The following is an 18,922-nucleotide window of genomic DNA, read 5'->3' as shown; positions in this document are numbered from 1 at the left end:
GATTGTCCTAAGTCGTTGATAGAAAATCGTTGTTTACGACAATGCCGGAATGATCGCTAAAATCCTAACTGTGAGCCTTAGTCATATTTAACCCAACAAATTAGCGGAATGTTCTGTTTTCCGCACTAAAAGAACGCTCATGACAAGGCGATGAACGCCGGTTCGGGATCATGAGAATCTTGGAGTGATGGGATGAATACGACAATCCGCGACCTCGTAGCCAAATTCGGCAAGCTTCCTGTGTCGATCGACCAGGTTGGCGACGATGCCGATCTTTATGCGGCAGGTTTGACGTCCTTTGCTTCCGTGCAGCTGATGCTTGGCATCGAAGAGGCCTTCGACATCGAATTTCCCGACAATCTCCTGAACCGCAAATCCTTCGCGAGCATCTCGGCCATCGCCAGGACCGTCGATCTCATCCGGGACAGCCGGAAGGTCGCCTGATGAATTTCCCCGTCAAGATCATGCAGGACGGTCTTGTCGCAAGAGTGGCCCGCGTCGCCGAAATCGCGGCAAAGCACGCCGATGCCGTCGATGTCGAAGGCCGCTTTCCCCGCGAAGCCGTGGAGGCGATGAAGGCCGAAAGGCTGCTCGGCATCCAGGTGCCGCGCCATCTCGGCGGTGAATCCGCCTCGATCACCGAGATCGCCGAATTGTGCTCGATGCTCGGCCAGGCCTGCGCGGCAAGCGCCATGGTCTTCGCCATGCATCACATCAAGCTGTCGAGCCTCGTTGAACACGGCGCCGACAGCGAATGGCATCGCAGCTTCATGCGCCGCATCGCCGCAGAGCAGCTGCTGATTGCTTCCGCCACCACCGAAGGCGGCATCGGCGGAAACCTGCGCAACAGCATCTGCGCGGTCGAGGTCGATGGCGATACTTGCCGCCTCGAAAAGGATGCGACCGTCATTTCCTACGGCTCGCATGCCGACGCGATCCTCATCACGTCGCGTGCCCACGCGCAGGCGGCTTCCTCCGATCAGGTGCTGACGGCCTTCCTCAAGGATCAGTACACGCTCGAGAAGACCCATGTCTGGAATACGCTGGGCATGCGCGGCACCTGCTCCGACGGCTTCCTGTTCAAGGGCGAGGCGCCGGCGCATCAGATCCTGCCGAAGCCTTTCGCCGAGATCGCGGCGCAATCCATGCTCGCCTCCTCGCACCTGTTGTGGAGTGGCGTCTGGTACGGCATCGCAGTCGATGCCGTCGCACGTGCCCAGGCCTTCGTGCGCGCCGCCGCCCGCAAGGCGCCGGATGCCCAGCCGCCGGGCGCGTTGCGCCTCGCCGAGGTTTCGAACCTGCTGCAGATGGTGAAATCCAATGTGGTTGCCGGCCTCAAGGCCTACGAGGATGCCAAGGCCGATGTCGACAGGCTGTCCTCGATGGGCTTTGCGGTGGCGATGAACAACGTCAAGATCGCCTCGTCCGAGACGATCCTGGAGATCGTCAACCATGCCATGCTGATCTGCGGCATCATGGGCTACAAGAACGGCACGCCGTTCAGCCTCGGACGCCATCTGCGCGACGCGCATTCCGCACAGCTGATGATCTCGAACGACCGCATCCTCGGCAATACGTCGAGCATGCTTCTTGTCCATAAGCAGGACACTAGCCTACTGGGGTGACAGTCATGGATATGCAGACCTCGTTTCTGGACCGGCTTTTCGAATCCGGCCTGCTGATCGATACCGGCATCGACGGGCTCTATGGCCGCAGCGGCCAGTTCGAAGACGTGATCGCTGCCTTCGAGCGGCTGATCGACAGGTTCGGCGGCGCCGACGGCGCGGAGGCGATGCGCTTCCCGCCGGGCATGAACCGCGCCTTTTTCGAAAAGAGCGGTTACATGAAGAGCTTCCCGCAACTGGCTGGCACGGTGCACAGTTTCTGCGGCAGCGAACTCGATCATGTCAGCCTGCTGCAATGCATGGAAGTCGGCGAGGACTGGACCAAGGGGCAGGAGGCGACCGACATCGTGCTGACGCCGGCTGCCTGCTATCCGCTCTATCCGACGATCGCCAAGCGCGGCAATCTGCCAAAGACGGGCGGCCTCTTCGACCTGCAATCCTATTGCTTCCGCCATGAGCCGTCGAAGGATCCTGCCCGCCAGCAGCTGTTCCGCATGCGCGAATATATCTGCATGGGCACTGAACAGCACGTCACCGATTTCCGCCAGCGCTGGATGGATCGCGGCGTCGAGATGATGAAGGCCGTCGGTCTCGACGTGACGATCGACGTCGCCAACGATCCGTTCTTCGGCCGCGCCGGCAAGATGCTCGCCAACAATCAGCGCGACCAGAACCTGAAATTCGAGCTGCTGATCCCGATCACCTCGGCTGCCAATCCGACCGCCTGCATGAGCTTCAACTACCATCAGGATGCCTTCGGCACGAAATGGGGTCTCAATCTCGAAGACGGCAGCGTCGCGCACACCGCCTGCGTCGGCTTCGGGCTGGAGCGCATCGCGCTTGCCCTCTTCCACCATCACGGGCTCGATGTGAAGCAATGGCCGGCCAGCGTACGGAAAGCGCTGTGGGGCTGAGCACATCCATGACATCGGTATTTTCGGGAATCGACCCGGAAACCTACCGGGCGCATGCGCTGCATTCCAGTGAGCGCGCCTGGCCGGAAACCAATTGCTATGTCGATCTCTGGATCGAGGTGCTGGCATCATCCGGTGTCGCGCCCGAGGCGATGCTGGGTTTTACCCTGACGCAGGATTTCGAGGGCGACCAGTTCACCTTCTTCAAGGTGCCGCTCCAGGATCTCGAAGCGCTCTACGGTATTCGCGCCACCGAGCTTGCCATCTACGACCGTGTCGAACGCCATGTCGAGGTTCAGATCGCCCGTGCCCGTCTCTGCCTGATCGAGATGGATTCCTTCTACATGCCGGACACGCGCGGCACCGCCTACCGGCAGGAGCACGGCAAGACGACGGTGGCGATCAACCGGCTGGATGTTGCGGCCAAGCGCGTCGATTATTTTCACAATGCCGGTTATTTCCGCCTGGAAGGCGAGGATTTCGACGGGCTGTTCCAGCTGCATCTGACGGAGAACGATCCGCCGTTCCTGCCCTATACGGAATTTGCGCGGTTTCCGGAAAAGCCGGCTGATGAAACGCATCTGCGGAAGACCGCGCGGCAGCTTGCCGGCTTTCATTTCATCAGGCGTCCCCGCGAAAACCCGATCCGCGCCTTTGCAAGCGTCTTTCCGCAGCAGGTCGAAGCGGTAGCGGAACGGCCGTTCGGCTTCTTCCACAAATACGCCTTCAACACGCTTCGCCAGGTAGGCGCCAATTTCGAGCTGGCGGCCGATTACCTCACCTGGCTTTCCGCCGGTGAATTCGCGGCTGCCGCCGAGCATGCCAGGCGCATTTCCGAGGTGGCGAAATCGGTGCAGTTCCAGCTTGCCCGCGCCGTCACCCGCAGGAAGTTCGAGCCGTTGCAGGCAGCACTTGATCCGGCCGCCGATGCATGGGATTCCATGATGGCGTCGCTTGCGGGGCGAATCTGAAGCCGGAGATCTGACCATGCGGGGGCGTTTGGCAAGCATCGGTGCCGAGGAAAGCCTGCTTTCCGAAGGCTGGAACCTGATCCTGACGGAGCCGGGCGCCTGCGCCGTGCCGCACGACATTCACCTTTCCGCCCAGTTCATTCCCGCGCCCGTTCCCGGCACTGTCGCCGCGGCGCTCGAAAAGGCTGGGCTCTTCGACCGTGAAAATCCCGAGCCGCTGAACACGCGGGATGCCTGGTATCTCTGCCGGCTTTTCGATGCCGAGCCCGGCGAAGCGATCCTGCATTTCCAAGGGCTCGCGACGCTCTGCCATGTCTTCCTGAACGGCCAGGAAATCCTGTTTTCCGAGAGCATGTTCACGGCGCACGAGATTCCGGTGACGCTGTCGGGCGGCGACGAACTGGCGCTCTGCTTCCGGGCGCTCGGCCCCCGTCTGTCGGAGCCCGGCCCGCGCGCGCGCTGGCGGCCGCAGATGATCACGCCGGCGGGCCTGAAGAATTTTCGCACGACGCTGCTCGGCCATATGCCGGGCTGGTGCCCCGATATTCATGCTATCGGGCCGTGGCGACCGATTTCCATGGTGCGGCGCAATCCCGTCTCGATCGACAACGTCTCCATCCGCGCCCTCTTGGCGGAGAGCGGCGCCGGCCGTCTCAGCGTATCGCTGCATAGCAATGCCGAGGATCCCGCCATGCTGCTGCGCTGCGGCGGAATGGAGCAGCCTTTCGAGAAGGTCGGCGACAGTCATTACTCGGCTATTCTCAAGCTTCCCGACATCGAGCCATGGTGGCCGCACACCCACGGCGCTCCGCGTCTCTACGAGCTGACACTGGTTTCCGACGGCGTCGAATATCCGCTCGGCACGACTGGCTTCCGCCGGATCGATGTCGACCGCGGTGCCGATGGTGATAACTTCGCGCTCACCGTCAACGGCGAACGCATCTTCTGCCGCGGCGCGGTGTGGACGACGGCCGATATCGTGCGATTGCCGGGCGGCCGGGCGGATTACGAACCGTTCCTGCGGCTTGCCGCGGAGGCCGGGATGAACATGATCCGCATCGGCGGCACCATGGCCTATGAGACGCCGGATTTCTTCGCGCTCTGCGATGAACTCGGCCTGCTCGTCTGGCAGGATTTCATGTTCGCCAATTTCGATTATCCGCGCAACGACAAGGCCTTTCTTGGCCATGTGCATGCGGAGGTCGAGGAATTTCTGCACGGTGTCCAGGCGTCGCCCTCCCTCGCTGTGCTTTGCGGCGGCAGTGAAATCCACCAGCAGGCGGCGATGCTCGGCCTGCCGGCGGAATTCTGGAGCGGGCCGGTCACCGACGAGATCATCCCGGCGGTCGTCGCGCGCATGCGTCCCGACGTGCCCTATGTCCCGAATTCGCCCTATGGCGGGGCCATGCCTTTTTCGCCCAATGCCGGAATTGCACATTATTACGGCGTCGGCGCCTATATGCGGCCGATTGCCGATGCGCGCCGCGCCGATGTGCGGTTTGCCTCCGAAGGCCTCGCCTTCGCGCATGTGCCGCAGCAAAGGACGCTGCAGCGTCATCTCGACGTGCCCGCCGTCCATAGCCCGCTCTGGAAGGCCCGCGTGCCGCGCGACCGCAGCGCATCGTGGGATTTCGAGGATGTTCGCGACTTCTATCTGCACCTTCTCTACGGTTTCGATCCGGCCCAATTGCGCCGTGAGGATCCGGAACACTATCTCGATCTCTCCCGCGCCGTCACCGGCGAGGTGATCGAGGAGGCTTTTGCCGAATGGCGGCGCAAGGGCTCCGGCTGCAACGGCGCGCTCGTCTGGACGCTGCAAGACCTGTTGCCCGGTCCCGGCTGGGGGTGATCGATTCCACCGGAGAGCCGAAGCCCGTCTGGTATGCGATGCGCCGTGCCTTCCGGCCGGTGCAAGTGGTCTTCACCGACGAGGGAACCAACGGTCTCGACGTGCATGTCGTCAACGAGGCGGACGCCGCGCTCGACGTGGAGCTCGAGGTCGTCTGCCTGCGGGACGGCAAGCAACAGGTCGTCAGCGGCAGCATGGCCTTCAAGCTGGCGGCAAGGAGCACGGAGCGTTTTGCCTGCACAACGCTGTTCGGCGCCTTCTTCGATACGACCTATGCCTTCCGTTTTGGACCACCATCGCACGACGCAAGCGTGGCGCGTCTGCGCTCGCTGGCAGATGGCGCCATTCTCGCCGAAAGCTTCCACTTCCCGTGCGGCCGGGGGAAGGCGCTCCATGACGCAGGGATCGAAGCGTCACTCGGCAGAGATGGCGACGACTGGTTCGTCGATTTGAGGACCGACCGGCTGGCGCAATCGGTGCATATCGACGTCGAAGGCTATCGGGCCGACGACGACTGGTTCCATCTCGCTCCCGGCGTGGCGTGGCGCGTGAAGCTGCATGCGCTCCTGAGCGCGGAAAGCGATGTTCCGCCTACGGGTGAGATCAGAAGTTTAGGCAGTTCGCATCGTGTCGCGTTCTAGAAAAGAGATAGAGCATGCTGCCGTCCGAAAACCGCGCACACTTTTCGGCATCATGCTCTGGGGCTGATGCCGATCCATTTGGAAAGACCGTGATTTGAGAACGATATACCGCTTTCTGCGCGCCCATGTCCTGCAGCGGCTGATTCCACGCGCGCGTCTTGCCTTCAATCCGCGCAAGCCGGTGGAGATCGTCGGCTATCTCTCGATGGCGGTCGGCGTCGGCGAATCGGCAAGGCTCTGCGCCGGCGCGTTGTCGGAGGCGGGGCGGGCGATTGCGCTTTCCGACGTCAGCACGCATCCCGACGAGAATGCCTTCGCCGGATGGATGCCGTCGCACCTTTCCACCGAACCCGCGGGAAGCCGGATCTGGCATCTCAATCCGCCGATGCTGCCGCGCGCCATCCTGAAGAAGGGCGTTGGAAATTTCACCCGCGCCTTCAACATCGGCTATTTCGCCTGGGAGCTCGAAGTTGTGCCGGCGGAATGGCGCAATGCGATGCATTACATGAATGCGGTCTTCGTGCCGTCGGAATTCACCCGGCGGACGATTGCGCCGCTGACCGCGGCACCCGTCATCGTGGTTCCGCATCCCGTCACGGAGAAGCCGGCGACGGAAGGCATGCGCCAGAAATTCGGCATCGAGGAAGACGCCTTTCTCGTCAGCTTCATCTTCAGTGCCGGCTCCTCGATCAACCGGAAGAATCCGAAGGCCATCATCGAGGCCTTCAGGATCTTCGTCGCCGAAGCCCCAAGCGCCTTCCTGTTGATGAAGGCCAGTGGCAATATCGATAGGGATGAAGGCCTGCGCGAACTGATCGCTTCGGTCGCCGGCAACCCCCGGATCAAGATCGTCACCGACAGGCTGTCGGACGCCGATATCAACGGCCTCATCCGCTGTTCAGACGCCTATCTTTCGCTGCATCGTTCCGAGGGTTTCGGGCTGACGGTGGCCGAGGCGATCATGCAGCGCACGCCGGTGATTTCTACCGCCTGGTCGGGCACGGTGGATTTCTGCGATCCCGACAATAGCTGGATGGTCGCCTCTCCGCTCATTCGGGTCATCGATACCCATCCCGAATTTGCCGGGCTCGCGGGCGCGGTCTGGGCTGACCCTTCTCCAGAGGCGGCGGCTGCGCACTTGCGGGACATCTTCCTCGCGCCCCAGCGTGCACGAGAGAAGGCCGAGAAGGCGCGGGAGTTCCTGCTGAAATACCTCGCAGAGAACAGCTATGAGAAGGCGCTCCAGAGGCTGTCGGCGATGCAAGCCAGCTAAGGTGAGGTCGTCACTCCGCTTTATTTTAACATTTTCGCATTAGAGATGGCGGGTATGCGGCTTTAGAGCATGGCGCGCAAAAGTGTGCAGCGGTTTTGCGATAACGACATGGGTAAAAACAAAAACCTAAAGTGCGAGAAGCGATCTGAAGATCGTGACGCGCTTTAGGCCGATGCTGACGGATGGATAGATGTCGAAGGGTATTATCGCAAACTCGGTGATGAATGCGGCGGCAGGCATGCTGCTGCTTCTGACGGGCTTCGTTTCCTCGATCATAACTGCGCGGCTGCTCGGGCCGGAAGCCAACGGCATCGTCGCTTTCTCGCTCTGGCTGGTGGTCACGGGCGCCTCGATCGCCGAACTCGGCTCCAGCATCACGCTGCTGAAGACCTTGCCGCAGCTTTCGGCGGAGGGCTACGATACACGCCGCCGGCGGGGTTTTGCCGCGATCCTCGTCAGCTTCATGATGTTCTCGACCGTCGCGCTGCTGGCGCTCTATGCGCTGTTCTTCCTGACTTCGGAAAAGATGCACTGGGCGGAGACCGCGCCATCCGTCGCTTTGGTCACGGGCGTGCTGTTTTTCGTCCAGGCGATCGGTTCCTTCGTCAAATTCTACCTGATCGGCGAAAAGAAACTCGGCGCCTTCTTTCGGCTGACGGTCGCCGTTTCGATTGTGCAGCTTGCCGGCGTTGCCGTCGGCGCCGTTCTCTATGGCGTCGAAGGCGTCCTCGTCGGTTATGCGCTCGGCCAGCTCGTGCTGTTTTTCGCCACGCTGCCGATCCTTCTTGCGCGGCGCGACTGGTGCGGGGTCTCGCTCAAATATCTCGCCTCCTCCTCCGCCATCCTGTCGATCCAGTTCATCATCGATTCCATCTTCCTCAACCGGCTCGAACTGCTCTTCCTGCAGCAGTTCTGGTCGGTGGAGATGGTCGGCTATTATGCCGTCGGCCTGTCGATCGCCAATATCGCGCTGCAGTTGCCGATCCAGATGACCGGCAGCCTGCTGCCCTATTATTCCGAGCGGCGGCATAACAGCGACGACTCGACATTGCCGGTCGAGGTCTTCGCCGCCGTCACCCGCTCCATGGCCTATATCGTGCTGCCGATGAGCCTCGGGCTTGCGGCGATCTCCAGCGAACTGGTGATCGTGGTGTTCGGCGAAGCGTTCCGCCGCAGTGGGACGGTGGTGGCGCTGCTTGCGCTGGTCGCGCCCGCCTATACGTTCATGCAGATCCTCAGCCTCTATTTGCTGTCGATGGACAGGGCCCGCTCCCGCCTGAATATCAGTGTCATAGGTGGCCTACTGATGGTAGCGGGTTGTTTACTGATCGTACCTAGGCTTGCCGCCGAGGGTGCCGCACTCGTGCGCATCCTCGTCTTCGTTGCGATGTCGGTGATGATGATCAGACAGACAGGATTCGGATCCCAACTATCGGGTCTCTACGCAAGCCTGACGAAGGTGACGCTCGCCTCCGTGCTGTGTGCTTGCGGAGCGATTTCGGTGCTGGAATTCGTCGGGGGTCCGGCCGGTCTCATCGGCGCGATCATTGCCGGTGCGTTCTGTTATTTCGCGGCACTGCGCGTGCTGCGCGCCGTGCCGGGCGAGGATGTCGACGTCATGCACTCCATTCTCGACAAGATGCCGTCCCTGCTGCGCCGGCCGGTCGGCCACGCGATCAATTTCATCGCGCCGCGGCTTCCCGGCGATCCCGATCGCGCCAAGGTCGCGCCCGGCGAATTCTCGCTCGAACCAGCCGAGGGCGCGGGACGCAGTGCTGCCCTGCCGGTTGTCTTCGACGGCACGATCGGGCTGTTCATGCCGGAGAATCGTCTCGTGAAGAAACGTTCGGCCGCCGTGCTTTTCGTCAGCCCCTGGGGGTTCGAGGAGATGTGCAGCCGCAAATTCTTCCGCGTCGCGGCCGAGCATTTCGCCGATATCGGCGTGCCGAGCCTGCGCTTCGACTATCGCGGCACCGGCGATGCGCTCGATTTCGATGCGCTGCCGGCAAGGCTGGAAACCTGGGAAAATTCGATCCGCGCCGCCGCCGTCAAGCTGAAATCGCTGAGCGGCTGCGACCGTATCATCCTCATCGCACAGGGCCTCGGCGCAACGCTTGCCCATCGCATCGGTTCCTCGATCGAAGGCGTCGACAGCCTCGTCATGCTGGCGCCGGTGCTGAGCGGCCGGGCCTATCTGCGCGAACTCAACATGTGGTCGAAGATCATCGATGCCGATCTCGGCCTCGGCAAGGAACATGTCCAGACCGCGAAGGTGCAGATTGCCGGGCTCGTCATGCCCGAAGAGATTGCCGCCGAGCTCGGCAAGCTTACCATCGCCTCGCCACAGGGGCTCGCAGCCTCCCGCTATCTGATCCTCGAACGTCCCGCGAAGGCCGAGGATACCGGTTTTGCCGATGCACTGAAGGCGCTTGGCGCCGATGTCGAGCAGAAGGCTTTCGAAGGCTATGACGAGCTCGCCACCAATCCGCTGTTTGCCAAGACGCCGATGGCCGTCGTCGAACTGCTGACGACCTGGCTGGAGGCGACGACGACGGAGACATCCGCGGCGCATTCGCCTGATGTGATCGAGAATCCGCCGCTTGCCGGCGAGGGTTTTGCCGAAACGCCGGTGCGTTTCGGCAGCCACAATCATCTGATCGGCGTCGTCAGCCGGCCACTCGGTGAGATCAAGGGCAATGCCGTGCTCTTTCTGTCGACAGCCTATGACCGGCATGCCGGCTGGGGACGGACGACGGTCGATATGGCGCGCGCACTTGCCCGCCAGGGCGTCGTTTCGCTGCGCTTCGATTCCGCCAATGTCGGTGACAGCCCGCCGCGGCCGGACGCGCCGGAACAGGTGCTTTATTCGGATACCCAGACCGCGGATGCGGTCGCCTCGCTCGATCTGCTCGAAAGCGTCGTCGCCGGTCCCGTCATGGTCGCCGGCCGATGCAGCGGCGGTTACGTCGCCTTCCGCGCCGGTGTCGCCGACGACCGCTTGAAGGCTGTCGTATCGATCAATCCCTTCGTCTATTACTGGGATCCGAAGATACCGGTGCGTAGGGAGCATGTCGTCTCCGTTCCGCGCAGCCTTGACGACTACGGCCAGCGCATGGCGCGGCTCGACACGCTGAAGCGGCTGCTGCGCGGCCAGGTGGACGTCGTTGCGGCGCTGCAGAATATCGTCATCGCCGCCGGCCGCCGGCTATCGCCGTGGATCGCACCGCTGCTCGAGCTGCTTCCCGACCGGCGCCATATCGCCCGCGAGGTCCGGCACTCCTTTGCGCTGTTCGGCAAGCGCAAGGTGCCGCTGACGCTGATTTACAGCGAGGGCGATGTCGGGCTCGACCACGTCTATTTCCACTTCGGGCCGCGCGGCGCCCGGCTTTCGCGCTATCCGAACGTGCGGTTGCTGATGCTGCCGGATGCCGATCACAATCTGACGCCGCCGCAATCGCGCAAATTCGTGCTCGACGAGATCATTCGCTTAGCGAGGGCGTGAGGCGGGTAGGATCAGCCCTAGCGAACGGTAAACGAAATCAACCAGTTTCTGCGTCCGACTGCATGATAGGCGTGGATTCGCGTTGTCTCGTGTGGAAGATACGATTTAAAGACGCATCAATTGGGCATTAAGATGACAGTATTCCTCCACGCGCTTTCCCTACAGTTTTACCGAGGAATAGGCGCAGAAGAACAAAAGCTTCGCGAATTTCGAGATTTCAACTTCTTCATCGGCGTAAACAATTCGGGGAAATCGACCGTCCTCAATTTCGTGTCAAAGTATTTGCCTTTTCGTGCGGATAATGTCGTGGACAGCGAAATTACTGCGTCAATAGAGCGCTACCGGGGAGCAAAAACCGGTGAGATTCAAGCTTTGATTGGCTTTCCGCTAGACATCTTCGTGGACTCGGCTCGCAGAAAATTTTCAACTTTAAAGTCTTCCCAATGGCCAGTGCTAGTTAAACTTATTGAAGCTTTGCCAGACAGAAACATTATCTGGATGGGCCGAAACGGGAAGGTAACCGAACCGGTTTTTGCGGAAGCCGGCCTCCAAGAGCGAATTGCAACCGTGCTCATCCGCGAGGAGTGGTATTACCTTTGGAATGCGTTGACCGGTCAGACAAATGGCAGCTTGGATCAGCACTGGATCCCCGAAATCCTTACGCGGCTGCAGCAAGTGATAAGCCTGAAACTTCCGGCAACCAGGCTAATTCCCGCTAAGCGCCAAATCGGGCCAGCAGGTGCAACTTTAAGCGATCTTAGCGGCGCTGGGTTAATCGACCGATTGATGGAAGTACAAAGTCCGGATCACGACAAACGGGCAGACAGAGTTGTTTTCGACAACATAAACCGATTTCTACAGAGCGTCACAGACCGCGACGATGCACTAATTGAGATCCCGCATAATAGGCAGCACATTCTCGTTCATATGGACAATAAGGTTCTGCCGCTTTCTTCGTTGGGCACGGGAATTCATGAAGTTGTACTGTTGGCATCTTTCTGCACGCTCTTTGACAGACAGATAATATGCATTGAGGAACCAGAGATACATCTCCATCCCATTCTCCAGCGGAAGCTTATTAAGTATTTGAAGGAATACACTTCAAACCAATACTTTATCGCCACCCACTCCGCGAGTTTCATCGACACCCCGGGCGCGGCGATTTTCCACGTATCGAACGATGGGACGCAGACCAAGATATCTGAGAGTATTCTACGCAGCGAGCGATATCAAATATGCGCGGACCTAGGATATCGGGCGTCCGACATAGTGCAGGCTAACGCGGTCATATGGGTCGAAGGACCATCCGATCGCATCTATCTGAAACACTGGCTCGTCAAGGCCGCACCTGACCTAAGCGAGGGCATTCACTTTTCAATCATGTTTTATGGCGGTCGTTTACTCAGCCACTTGAGCGCTGATGCAGACGAGATTGGCGAGTTCATCGCGCTCCGATCCCTCAATCAGAACCTTGCGCTTATTATGGATAGCGACAAAACAAGTGCTCGCGACACCATCAACGATACAAAGCAGAGACTGCAAGGTGAATTTCAGAAGGGAAGCGGCTTGTGCTGGCTGACCAAAGGACGTGAGATCGAAAATTACGTGGACTACAATAAACTCCAATCTGCGGTTTCTGAGGTTTACGGCGAGGTGTACGACCGCCCCGACAAGGATGGCGCCTACGACCATGCGCTACATTTTTGGAGAAAGACACCGAAGAAAATCAGGAGAGCAAATGCACGGTCGGAGGAAAAACTCTTACATGCTGACGTTGATAAGGTGAAAGTGGCAAAACTCGTGTGCAGCCGAGGTACTGACTTCTCCCCATTGGACTTGAGACAAAGAGTCGATGAATTGGTTGCTTTCATCCGCCGCGCCAACGATCATTGATGGTAATCGGGGGCCGGTCCACGATCATCTTTGTCTTTTGTCTGGCGCCGCTCTTCGTCTATCAATTTCGCCAAATCGGCAGTTGGAACGCGGGATGTCCAGAGGGAGGTCAAGCTTTGAGCGCTAATCGAAAATGGAAGGGCCTGACGTGGGTGTATCTCCAACTTCGGGATATTCCATGACGAAATGAAAACGGTGGTCCGTTATCGTACCGACAATGATTTCATGTAGTCCTATTGCGCTTGCCCATGTCTTCAGAGCAGACTTGATTTGGCTCCGCCGCTTCGAGCCCTCAACCAGATTTAGGGGCTTGCCATCGATCAGCAATATGAGTGCTAGGTGCGCTTGCTGTCGCATATTAATCGACCGCTTAACGGTCAAAATTCGCTCAACCATCGACTGAGGAATATGTCCGTCTCTAGTGAAGTGCGGAATACGCATCACCATGTAACCTATATCCATGCCATCAGGCGTGCTCACCGCGAAATCAGGCCCGTAAAGTGAGTTGGTTACGTCGCCCCGATTTATCTGTAGCCACATGCCAATCAGCGGATTCGTGCGAGCGAGTGCCCAGTCAGGCGCTCGTCCGCTTAAGACCGGCTCCTCGGGTTCCGCGTAAATATCTAGGTCATAGGTTCCGCCGCTGACGACGCCGTCATCTCGGTTCACAATATCTCGCAGCTCTTGCACCGAGGTTTCAGCCACTTTTTCGTTTCGATATTCGGCGGAGCGCTCCAGGAAGTCGTCAGCGGTGTACATCCAAAATAGGTCAACTTTCGCTTCCCGCTTTATCTCACTTTTTAGTTCGGGATGAGGGCCGATAGTCCTGTTGCCCCCTTCCGTAACTTTCCACCACCAATCAGACTTCTTGTCGCTGGTGATTAGCATGACTGAAGTTATCCCGCCTTGTTCTTTTAGGTGTTTGAGAAGTTGACGCCACAGTATCAGATCTCCGAACTTCGAAAGATAACGAATGCCGTTATGGATAAAGAATTGATCCTTCTTGACGGAATCCTGAAAGCCCGGAGGTATTGCGTCCTCGTATCGCTTGTCGCCATCCTTGCAGAACGTGTCTATTTCGTCCTGTGAAACAGGTTCAGCACCGATCCGATTTTCAAAGATTTTATCGATGCGGTCGCGCACAGGATCGTTAGAGGAGATTTGCAGCTCGTCCTTTTTTGCTTCACGTATAGCCTGAAGCAATTCCTCGAAAGGTCCCTCCAATTTGGCTACCGTTTCCAAGGGGTTCAGATCAGTCCTATAACGGTCGAGCTTAAGCCTCTGGACCGTCTCCTTTAGATTTTCAAAAGCTGCGCTCGCTTGTTTCATTGCGCTGTCGGTGTTTTTTTGACGATCAGCGATCACGCTGAATCGGTTACGCTGAACCTCTATCCCGACTTGGTATGGTATCCAAAGGCGTTGCCTATAATGCTCTAGAACGGAGAAGAAATCGTCCCTAGCCATCGGCGGCAAACGGTAAAGATCCAGGATGGCGTTGGCATCGAGAACAATAAGCGCCTCTTCCCAAAGCTTATCGAAGTCACCTTCGGTCAATGGATAAAATCCGGAAAATGAATTGCGCATTTCGTCCCTCCATCACCACGTAGAGAGCATGCAACCGAGAGCTGCGCAATCATTTTTAAAGGTTAGAGACATTCTGCTAGTCTCGCGACAAAAGCGCGGTAGCCACGATAAAACCGACGATCATGATGACCTTGTTTGGTTTTGTGCGTTATGGACCGCAATCGGCGGGTAAAGCAACTGCAACGATTGGAGGTCTCCCGGATTGGCTCTGGGGTTGCCCGAAAGTGCACGTATCAGGCTGTGGTTGGCCGACACCTATTCGAATGCGCTCTCTTCAAAAACCATGTTGGTTACCGCTCCGCTCCGCAATTCCACCTGTGCGACATTCAAGTCCCAACGTGCAAAGAGCTGAAGGTGGATCGAGCGCACGACGCTAGCAATCATCCGTTTCAAAAGGGCGCAGTCGCCGCTCCGCTTTCGCGCAATACTCACGGGCGCGTTGCGTCTGCCGCTCAAGGGAACTGCCAGTGGCTTGTCGTCCTGAGGACCAACGCGCATAGGAGACGGCGTCTCTGCAGTAAAGAGGCCTTTGACCATTTCAACCCCGAACCATTCGAGAGCGAGAATAGTTCTTTGTCAACCGTTCAGCAGGATCAGTTCTGCTCGGCGGCGACGTTCAGCGACCGATAGAGACCGATGTAACGCCCGGCAACGATGTCCCAGGAATAACCGCGTGCGGCGTCGAGAAGCTCGGCGCGCACTATGTCCGATTGGCGCGAAAGGTCTTCATAGGCCGTTTCGATCACTGTCGCCGCGGTCTGGGCATTGGTGAAGTCGGCAAGCGCGATAACAGGATGCCGGTCGGCAAGCGTCGCAAAGGCATCGTTGGCGTTCAGCACCGGGAGGAGACCGGCGCTCATCGCCTCCAGCGCCACCAGGCCGAAACCTTCATATTCCGAGGCGGAGGCAAAGAGCGAGGCCTCGGTGATGATACGCCGGATGGCGCCGTTGTCGGGTGATACATGCAGGGTAACGCGGCCGGAAAGGCTGCGGCCTTCGATCGCGGCTTCGACATCGGCCCGGTTCAGGTCGGATTCGGCCCCGACGATGTCTAGATGCCATTCGGGGTCGCGGGTCGTCAGCGCGGCCATCGCATCGAGCAGATGGTCGAGCCGCTTGTTCACCGAGAAGCGGCCGATCGTGACGATCCGGCGCTTTGGCCGGCGCGAAGCGATGTCGGCGAACTTACCGATATCGGCGCCGTTTTCGATCAGCAGGCTATCGGGCACGATCTCGGAAAATTGCCTGAGGTCGGAGGCGCTGCAGCAGACGACGCGGCGGTAGGCCATCGCCGAAGCGCGGGTCAGCGTCCGGAACCAGATCTTCTTGATCGCCGCGTATTTCTGCGTGTGGAAGAAGCCGCCATGGGTGGTGACGATCATCGGCTTGCGATGCAGCAGCCGGCCCCAGGCGAGCGCATCGAAGAAGAAGTCGATGGCATGGACATGCACGAGATCGGCATCGCCGAGATGGCGGAAAACCTCAGGCGCCAGCGGATAACGGCTGCTGCCCGACCAGGGGATGCGCACCACCTCGATGCCGTCGATATTTTCGCGAGGCGGCAGCTTGTCCTGCGGCGCAGTGAAGAGCGAATCGAGCGTGACGACGCGGACGCGATAGCCGCGGCGCACGGTCTGGCGGCCGAGATTGGCGACCACGTCTTCCAGACCGCCGCGATTGGGCAGGAACTGGCGCACGACATGGACGATCAGCGGGGCCTCTCCCAACTGCGGGTTCTCGCGCACCCTATCTGCCTCGACGATCGCCATTTTTCACCTATCGCTGCCCGCCGGCCCGTGTTGACGCGGGCTTACACTAGCAACGACCAGATATGCCCGGCGTTAAGGCGCGGTTTAAGCGGCCTGTTGAGAGGGCGATTCTTCGCGAAAAAGGTTAACCGTATCTGATGGGCTTTCAGAAGGCCTTGAACGTCAGTGTCGTCAGCGAACGGACGATGCCGGGAATATTGGCGATGTTGTCGTTGATGAACTTGCCGATATCCTGGCCTTCCTCGATATAGACCTTCAGCAGCAGGTCGTAGTCGCCGCTTGTGGAATAGAGCTCCGAGACCAGTTCGGTCTGGTAGATGGCGTCGGCGACATCATAGGTCTTGCCGGGTGCGCATTGGAGTTGGACGAAGATCGGCTTCATGGAGATTTCCTGCAAAGTTGTTTGGCCGGCATAATGGTCGAAAGCGCCATGCCGATGCAACCCGTTCGTCACGCGGCCGGATTGGCGGCGGCTTCCGCGACGATCCAGTCGCGAAAGGCCGCAAGCGGCGCATAGTCGGCGCGCTCTCTGGGAAAGGCGAGATAATAGCGCTCGCGGCTTTCCATTTCACGGTCGACAGCGGCGACGAGATCGCCGCGCCTGACCTCCTCCTGCATCAGGAATGTCGGCAGCAGGGCGATGCCGAGGCCGGCGATCGCCGCCTGCGCGGCGGTGGCGAATTGGTCGAAGAGCATACCGTGGACGTTTTCGAAGGAAACGCCGTTGCCGGCAAACCATTGCTCCCAGGCGTCAGGGCGCGTCGTCAAATGCAGAAGCGGAACGGCAAGCAGATCCTCCGGCGTCTTGATCGCGTATCGCTCCAGAAAATCATGGCTGCAGGCCGGCACTGTGTGCTCGGACATCAGGAAGACGAGTTCGGCGCCCGGCCAGTGGGGATGGCCGAAATGGATGGCGGCGTCGATTGAATCGAGGCGGAAATCGAAGGGCGAAAGCCGGGTCACCAGATTGATGGTCACGCCGGGATTGGCGGCGAGGAAGCGCCCGAGGCGCGGCGCCAGCCAACGCGTGCCGAAGGTCGGCAGGATGGCGAGATTGAGCGTGCCGCCATGCGGATTGGCGCGCAGATTCAGCGAAGCGCTCGATATGCGCCGCAGCGCTTCGCGGATTTCGCGGGCATATCCGTCGCCGGCAAGCGTCAGCCGCATGGTCTGGCGTTCGCGCAGGAAGAGCTCGACGCCAAGCTGCTCCTCCAGCGCGCTCACCTGGCGGCTGACGGCGCTCTGCGTCAGATCGAGTTCGCGCGCCGCTGCCGTCACGCTGCCGGTGCGGGCAACCGCCTCGAAGGCGGCAAGATGCGAAATCGATGGCAGAAAACGTCGAGATGTCAGCATGGTCATTCCATTTCAGAATGGGCTATTTCCGAAATAGCGATATTTTCGGCTTTGTCACGCGTGTAAAGAGACTCATCCTGCAAAAACGGAATGATCCGGAGTTTCCCGATGCCGCAAGCCTTCGTTTCCACAGACCGCATCCGATCGCTGTTCACCGAGGCGATGTCGCAGATGTACCGGGCCGAGGTGCCGCAATACGGCACGTTGATCGAACTGGTGGCGGACGTGAATGCCGGCTGCCTCGAAAACGATCCCGATCTGCGCCAGCGCCTGGCCCAAGCCGGCGAGCTGGAGCGCATCGATGTCGAGCGCCACGGCGCCATCCGGCTCGGCACGGCAGAGGAGCTTTTCACCATCCGCCGGCTGTTTGCGGTCATGGGCATGCAGCCGGTCGGCTACTACGATCTCTCGGTCGCCGGCGTGCCGGTTCATTCCACCAGCTTTCGGCCGATCGACGAGGCGGCGCTCAACGTCAATCCATTCCGGGTCTTCACCTCGTTGCTGCGATTGGAGCTGATCGAGGACGAGAAGCTGCGTGGCGAAGCCGAAACCATCCTGGCTCAGCGGCGGATCTATACGCCGCGCGCCGTCGCGCTGATCGAGCGCCACGAGCGAAACGGCGGCTTGACCGAGGCGGAAGCGACGGAGTTCGTCGCCGAGGCGCTTGAAACCTTCCGCTGGCATGGCGAAGCGACGGTCAGCGCCGAAACCTACAAGCGGCTGCATGACGCCCATCGGCTGATCGCCGACGTCGTCAGCTTCAAGGGACCGCATATCAACCACCTGACGCCGCGCACGCTCGATATCGACGCGGTCCAGGCCCGCATGCCGGAGCGCGGCATCACGCCGAAGGCCGTCATCGAAGGGCCGCCGCGCCGCAATTGCGATATCCTGCTGCGGCAAACGAGCTTCAAGGCGCTCGAAGAAACGATCGCCTTTTCCGGTGATGACGACGGCGCGGTTCGAGGAACGCATACCGCGCGTTTCGGCGAGATCGAACAGCGCGGCGCGGCGCTGACGGCGAAGGGCCGGGCGCTCTACGACCGGCTGCTCGCCTCGGTTCGCGGCGAGGTGCAGGTGGGCGCCGGTGGCGCCAAGGCCGGTGCCTACGACCAGGAACTTGCCGAGCGTTTCAAGGCGCTGCCGGACAGCTGGGACGAGTTGCGCGGGCAAGGTCTGGCCTTCTTCCGCTATTCCGCGACGCCTGCGGGCATTGCCGCCGCGGCCGGCGGCACGCTGCCGAATGATCCGGAGGCGCTGATCGCCAAGGGTTATCTCGCCTTTGCCCCGATCGTCTATGAAGACTTCCTGCCCGTCAGCGCAGCCGGAATCTTCCAGTCTAACCTCGGCACCGATCAGCAGCAGAACTACGCAACCCGCTCGAACCGCGACGCCTTCGAGGCGGCCCTGGGTGCGACCGTTCAGGACGAGCTGGCGCTTTATGCCGAACGTCAGGCGGCATCGCTGGATGCAGCGATGGAGGCGCTCGGTCTCGCCGGCTTGCTGCTGAAGACCGTTGCCTGAAAGGGCCGCTTCAAGTCTTGGTTT

The 18,922-nt window shown here is 59.9% G+C and carries 12 protein-coding genes and 1 pseudogene; 9 read left to right on the top strand and 4 right to left on the bottom strand.

Features of this window, described 5'->3' with window-relative positions:
• The first annotated feature begins 192 nt into the window (after positions 1–192).
• The 8 genes and pseudogenes from NE851_RS09050 (at position 193) to NE851_RS09015 (ending at position 12,668) form a co-directional block, all read left to right on the top strand.
• A complete protein-coding gene (locus NE851_RS09050) occupies positions 193–444 on the top strand; it encodes an acyl carrier protein (RefSeq protein WP_028757744.1) in 252 nt (83 codons plus the stop codon).
• Positions 444–1,625, top strand: a complete 1,182-nt coding sequence (locus tag NE851_RS09045) for an acyl-CoA dehydrogenase family protein (RefSeq protein WP_047615710.1) — start codon at positions 444–446, stop codon at positions 1,623–1,625. Before NE851_RS09050 ends, NE851_RS09045 begins: the two co-directional genes overlap by 1 nt.
• Positions 1,626–1,630: 5 nt before the next feature.
• Positions 1,631–2,539 (top strand): amino acid--[acyl-carrier-protein] ligase, encoded by a 909-nt coding sequence (locus NE851_RS09040; RefSeq protein WP_047615705.1) that lies wholly within the window; start codon positions 1,631–1,633, stop codon positions 2,537–2,539.
• Positions 2,530–3,510: a DUF1839 family protein gene (locus NE851_RS09035; RefSeq protein WP_174824484.1), complete on the top strand. Its 981-nt coding sequence runs from the start codon at positions 2,530–2,532 to the stop codon at positions 3,508–3,510. Before NE851_RS09040 ends, NE851_RS09035 begins: the two co-directional genes overlap by 10 nt.
• 16 nt (positions 3,511–3,526) lie before the next feature.
• Positions 3,527–6,000: pseudogene (locus NE851_RS09030) on the top strand (glycoside hydrolase family 2 protein).
• A gap of 94 nt (positions 6,001–6,094) precedes the next feature.
• Positions 6,095–7,273 carry a glycosyltransferase family 4 protein gene (locus NE851_RS09025; protein ID WP_127431116.1) on the top strand — a complete coding sequence of 393 codons (1,179 nt, stop codon included), beginning with the start codon at positions 6,095–6,097 and terminating at the stop codon, positions 7,271–7,273.
• Positions 7,274–7,463: 190 nt separating this feature from the next.
• On the top strand, positions 7,464–10,775 hold the full coding sequence (locus NE851_RS09020; protein WP_127431115.1) for an oligosaccharide flippase family protein: 3,312 nt from the start codon (positions 7,464–7,466) through the stop codon (positions 10,773–10,775).
• Between the two features lie 132 nt (positions 10,776–10,907).
• The gene (locus NE851_RS09015; protein WP_097661275.1) at positions 10,908–12,668 is read left to right on the top strand and encodes an AAA family ATPase; all 1,761 of its coding nucleotides are present in this window, start codon (positions 10,908–10,910) and stop codon (positions 12,666–12,668) included.
• Positions 12,669–12,791: 123 nt separating this feature from the next.
• Here NE851_RS09015 and NE851_RS09010 read toward each other — a convergent pair whose 3' ends face one another.
• From NE851_RS09010 to NE851_RS08995, 4 genes are all read right to left on the bottom strand, one after another.
• Entirely contained in the window at positions 12,792–14,252 is a 1,461-nt protein-coding gene (locus NE851_RS09010) for a PIN-like domain-containing protein (RefSeq protein ID WP_097543567.1), read from the bottom strand.
• A gap of 593 nt (positions 14,253–14,845) precedes the next feature.
• Positions 14,846–16,021 carry a glycosyltransferase family 4 protein gene (locus NE851_RS09005; RefSeq protein ID WP_127431332.1) on the bottom strand — a complete coding sequence of 392 codons (1,176 nt, stop codon included), beginning with the start codon at positions 16,019–16,021 and terminating at the stop codon, positions 14,846–14,848.
• A 145-nt stretch (positions 16,022–16,166) separates the two neighbouring features.
• Positions 16,167–16,403, bottom strand: a complete 237-nt coding sequence (locus NE851_RS09000) for an Lrp/AsnC ligand binding domain-containing protein (protein ID WP_003543721.1) — start codon at positions 16,401–16,403, stop codon at positions 16,167–16,169.
• 68 nt (positions 16,404–16,471) lie between these two features.
• Positions 16,472–17,380, bottom strand: a complete 909-nt coding sequence (locus NE851_RS08995) for a LysR family transcriptional regulator (protein WP_127431331.1) — start codon at positions 17,378–17,380, stop codon at positions 16,472–16,474.
• A gap of 84 nt (positions 17,381–17,464) precedes the next feature.
• On the opposite strand from NE851_RS08995, the gene hglS reads away from it, so the two are divergent.
• Complete coding sequence (gene hglS / locus NE851_RS08990) at positions 17,465–18,898, top strand: 2-oxoadipate dioxygenase/decarboxylase HglS (RefSeq protein ID WP_097543570.1); 1,434 nt, start codon at positions 17,465–17,467, stop codon at positions 18,896–18,898.
• The last annotated feature ends 24 nt before the right edge of the window (positions 18,899–18,922 follow it).

It is taken from the genome of Rhizobium anhuiense bv. trifolii, assembly GCF_024346605.1.
GTDB lineage: Bacteria > Pseudomonadota > Alphaproteobacteria > Rhizobiales > Rhizobiaceae > Rhizobium > Rhizobium anhuiense.
The sequence above is the reverse complement of the archived record's forward strand: the minus strand, read 5'-3'. Positions and strand labels throughout refer to the sequence as shown.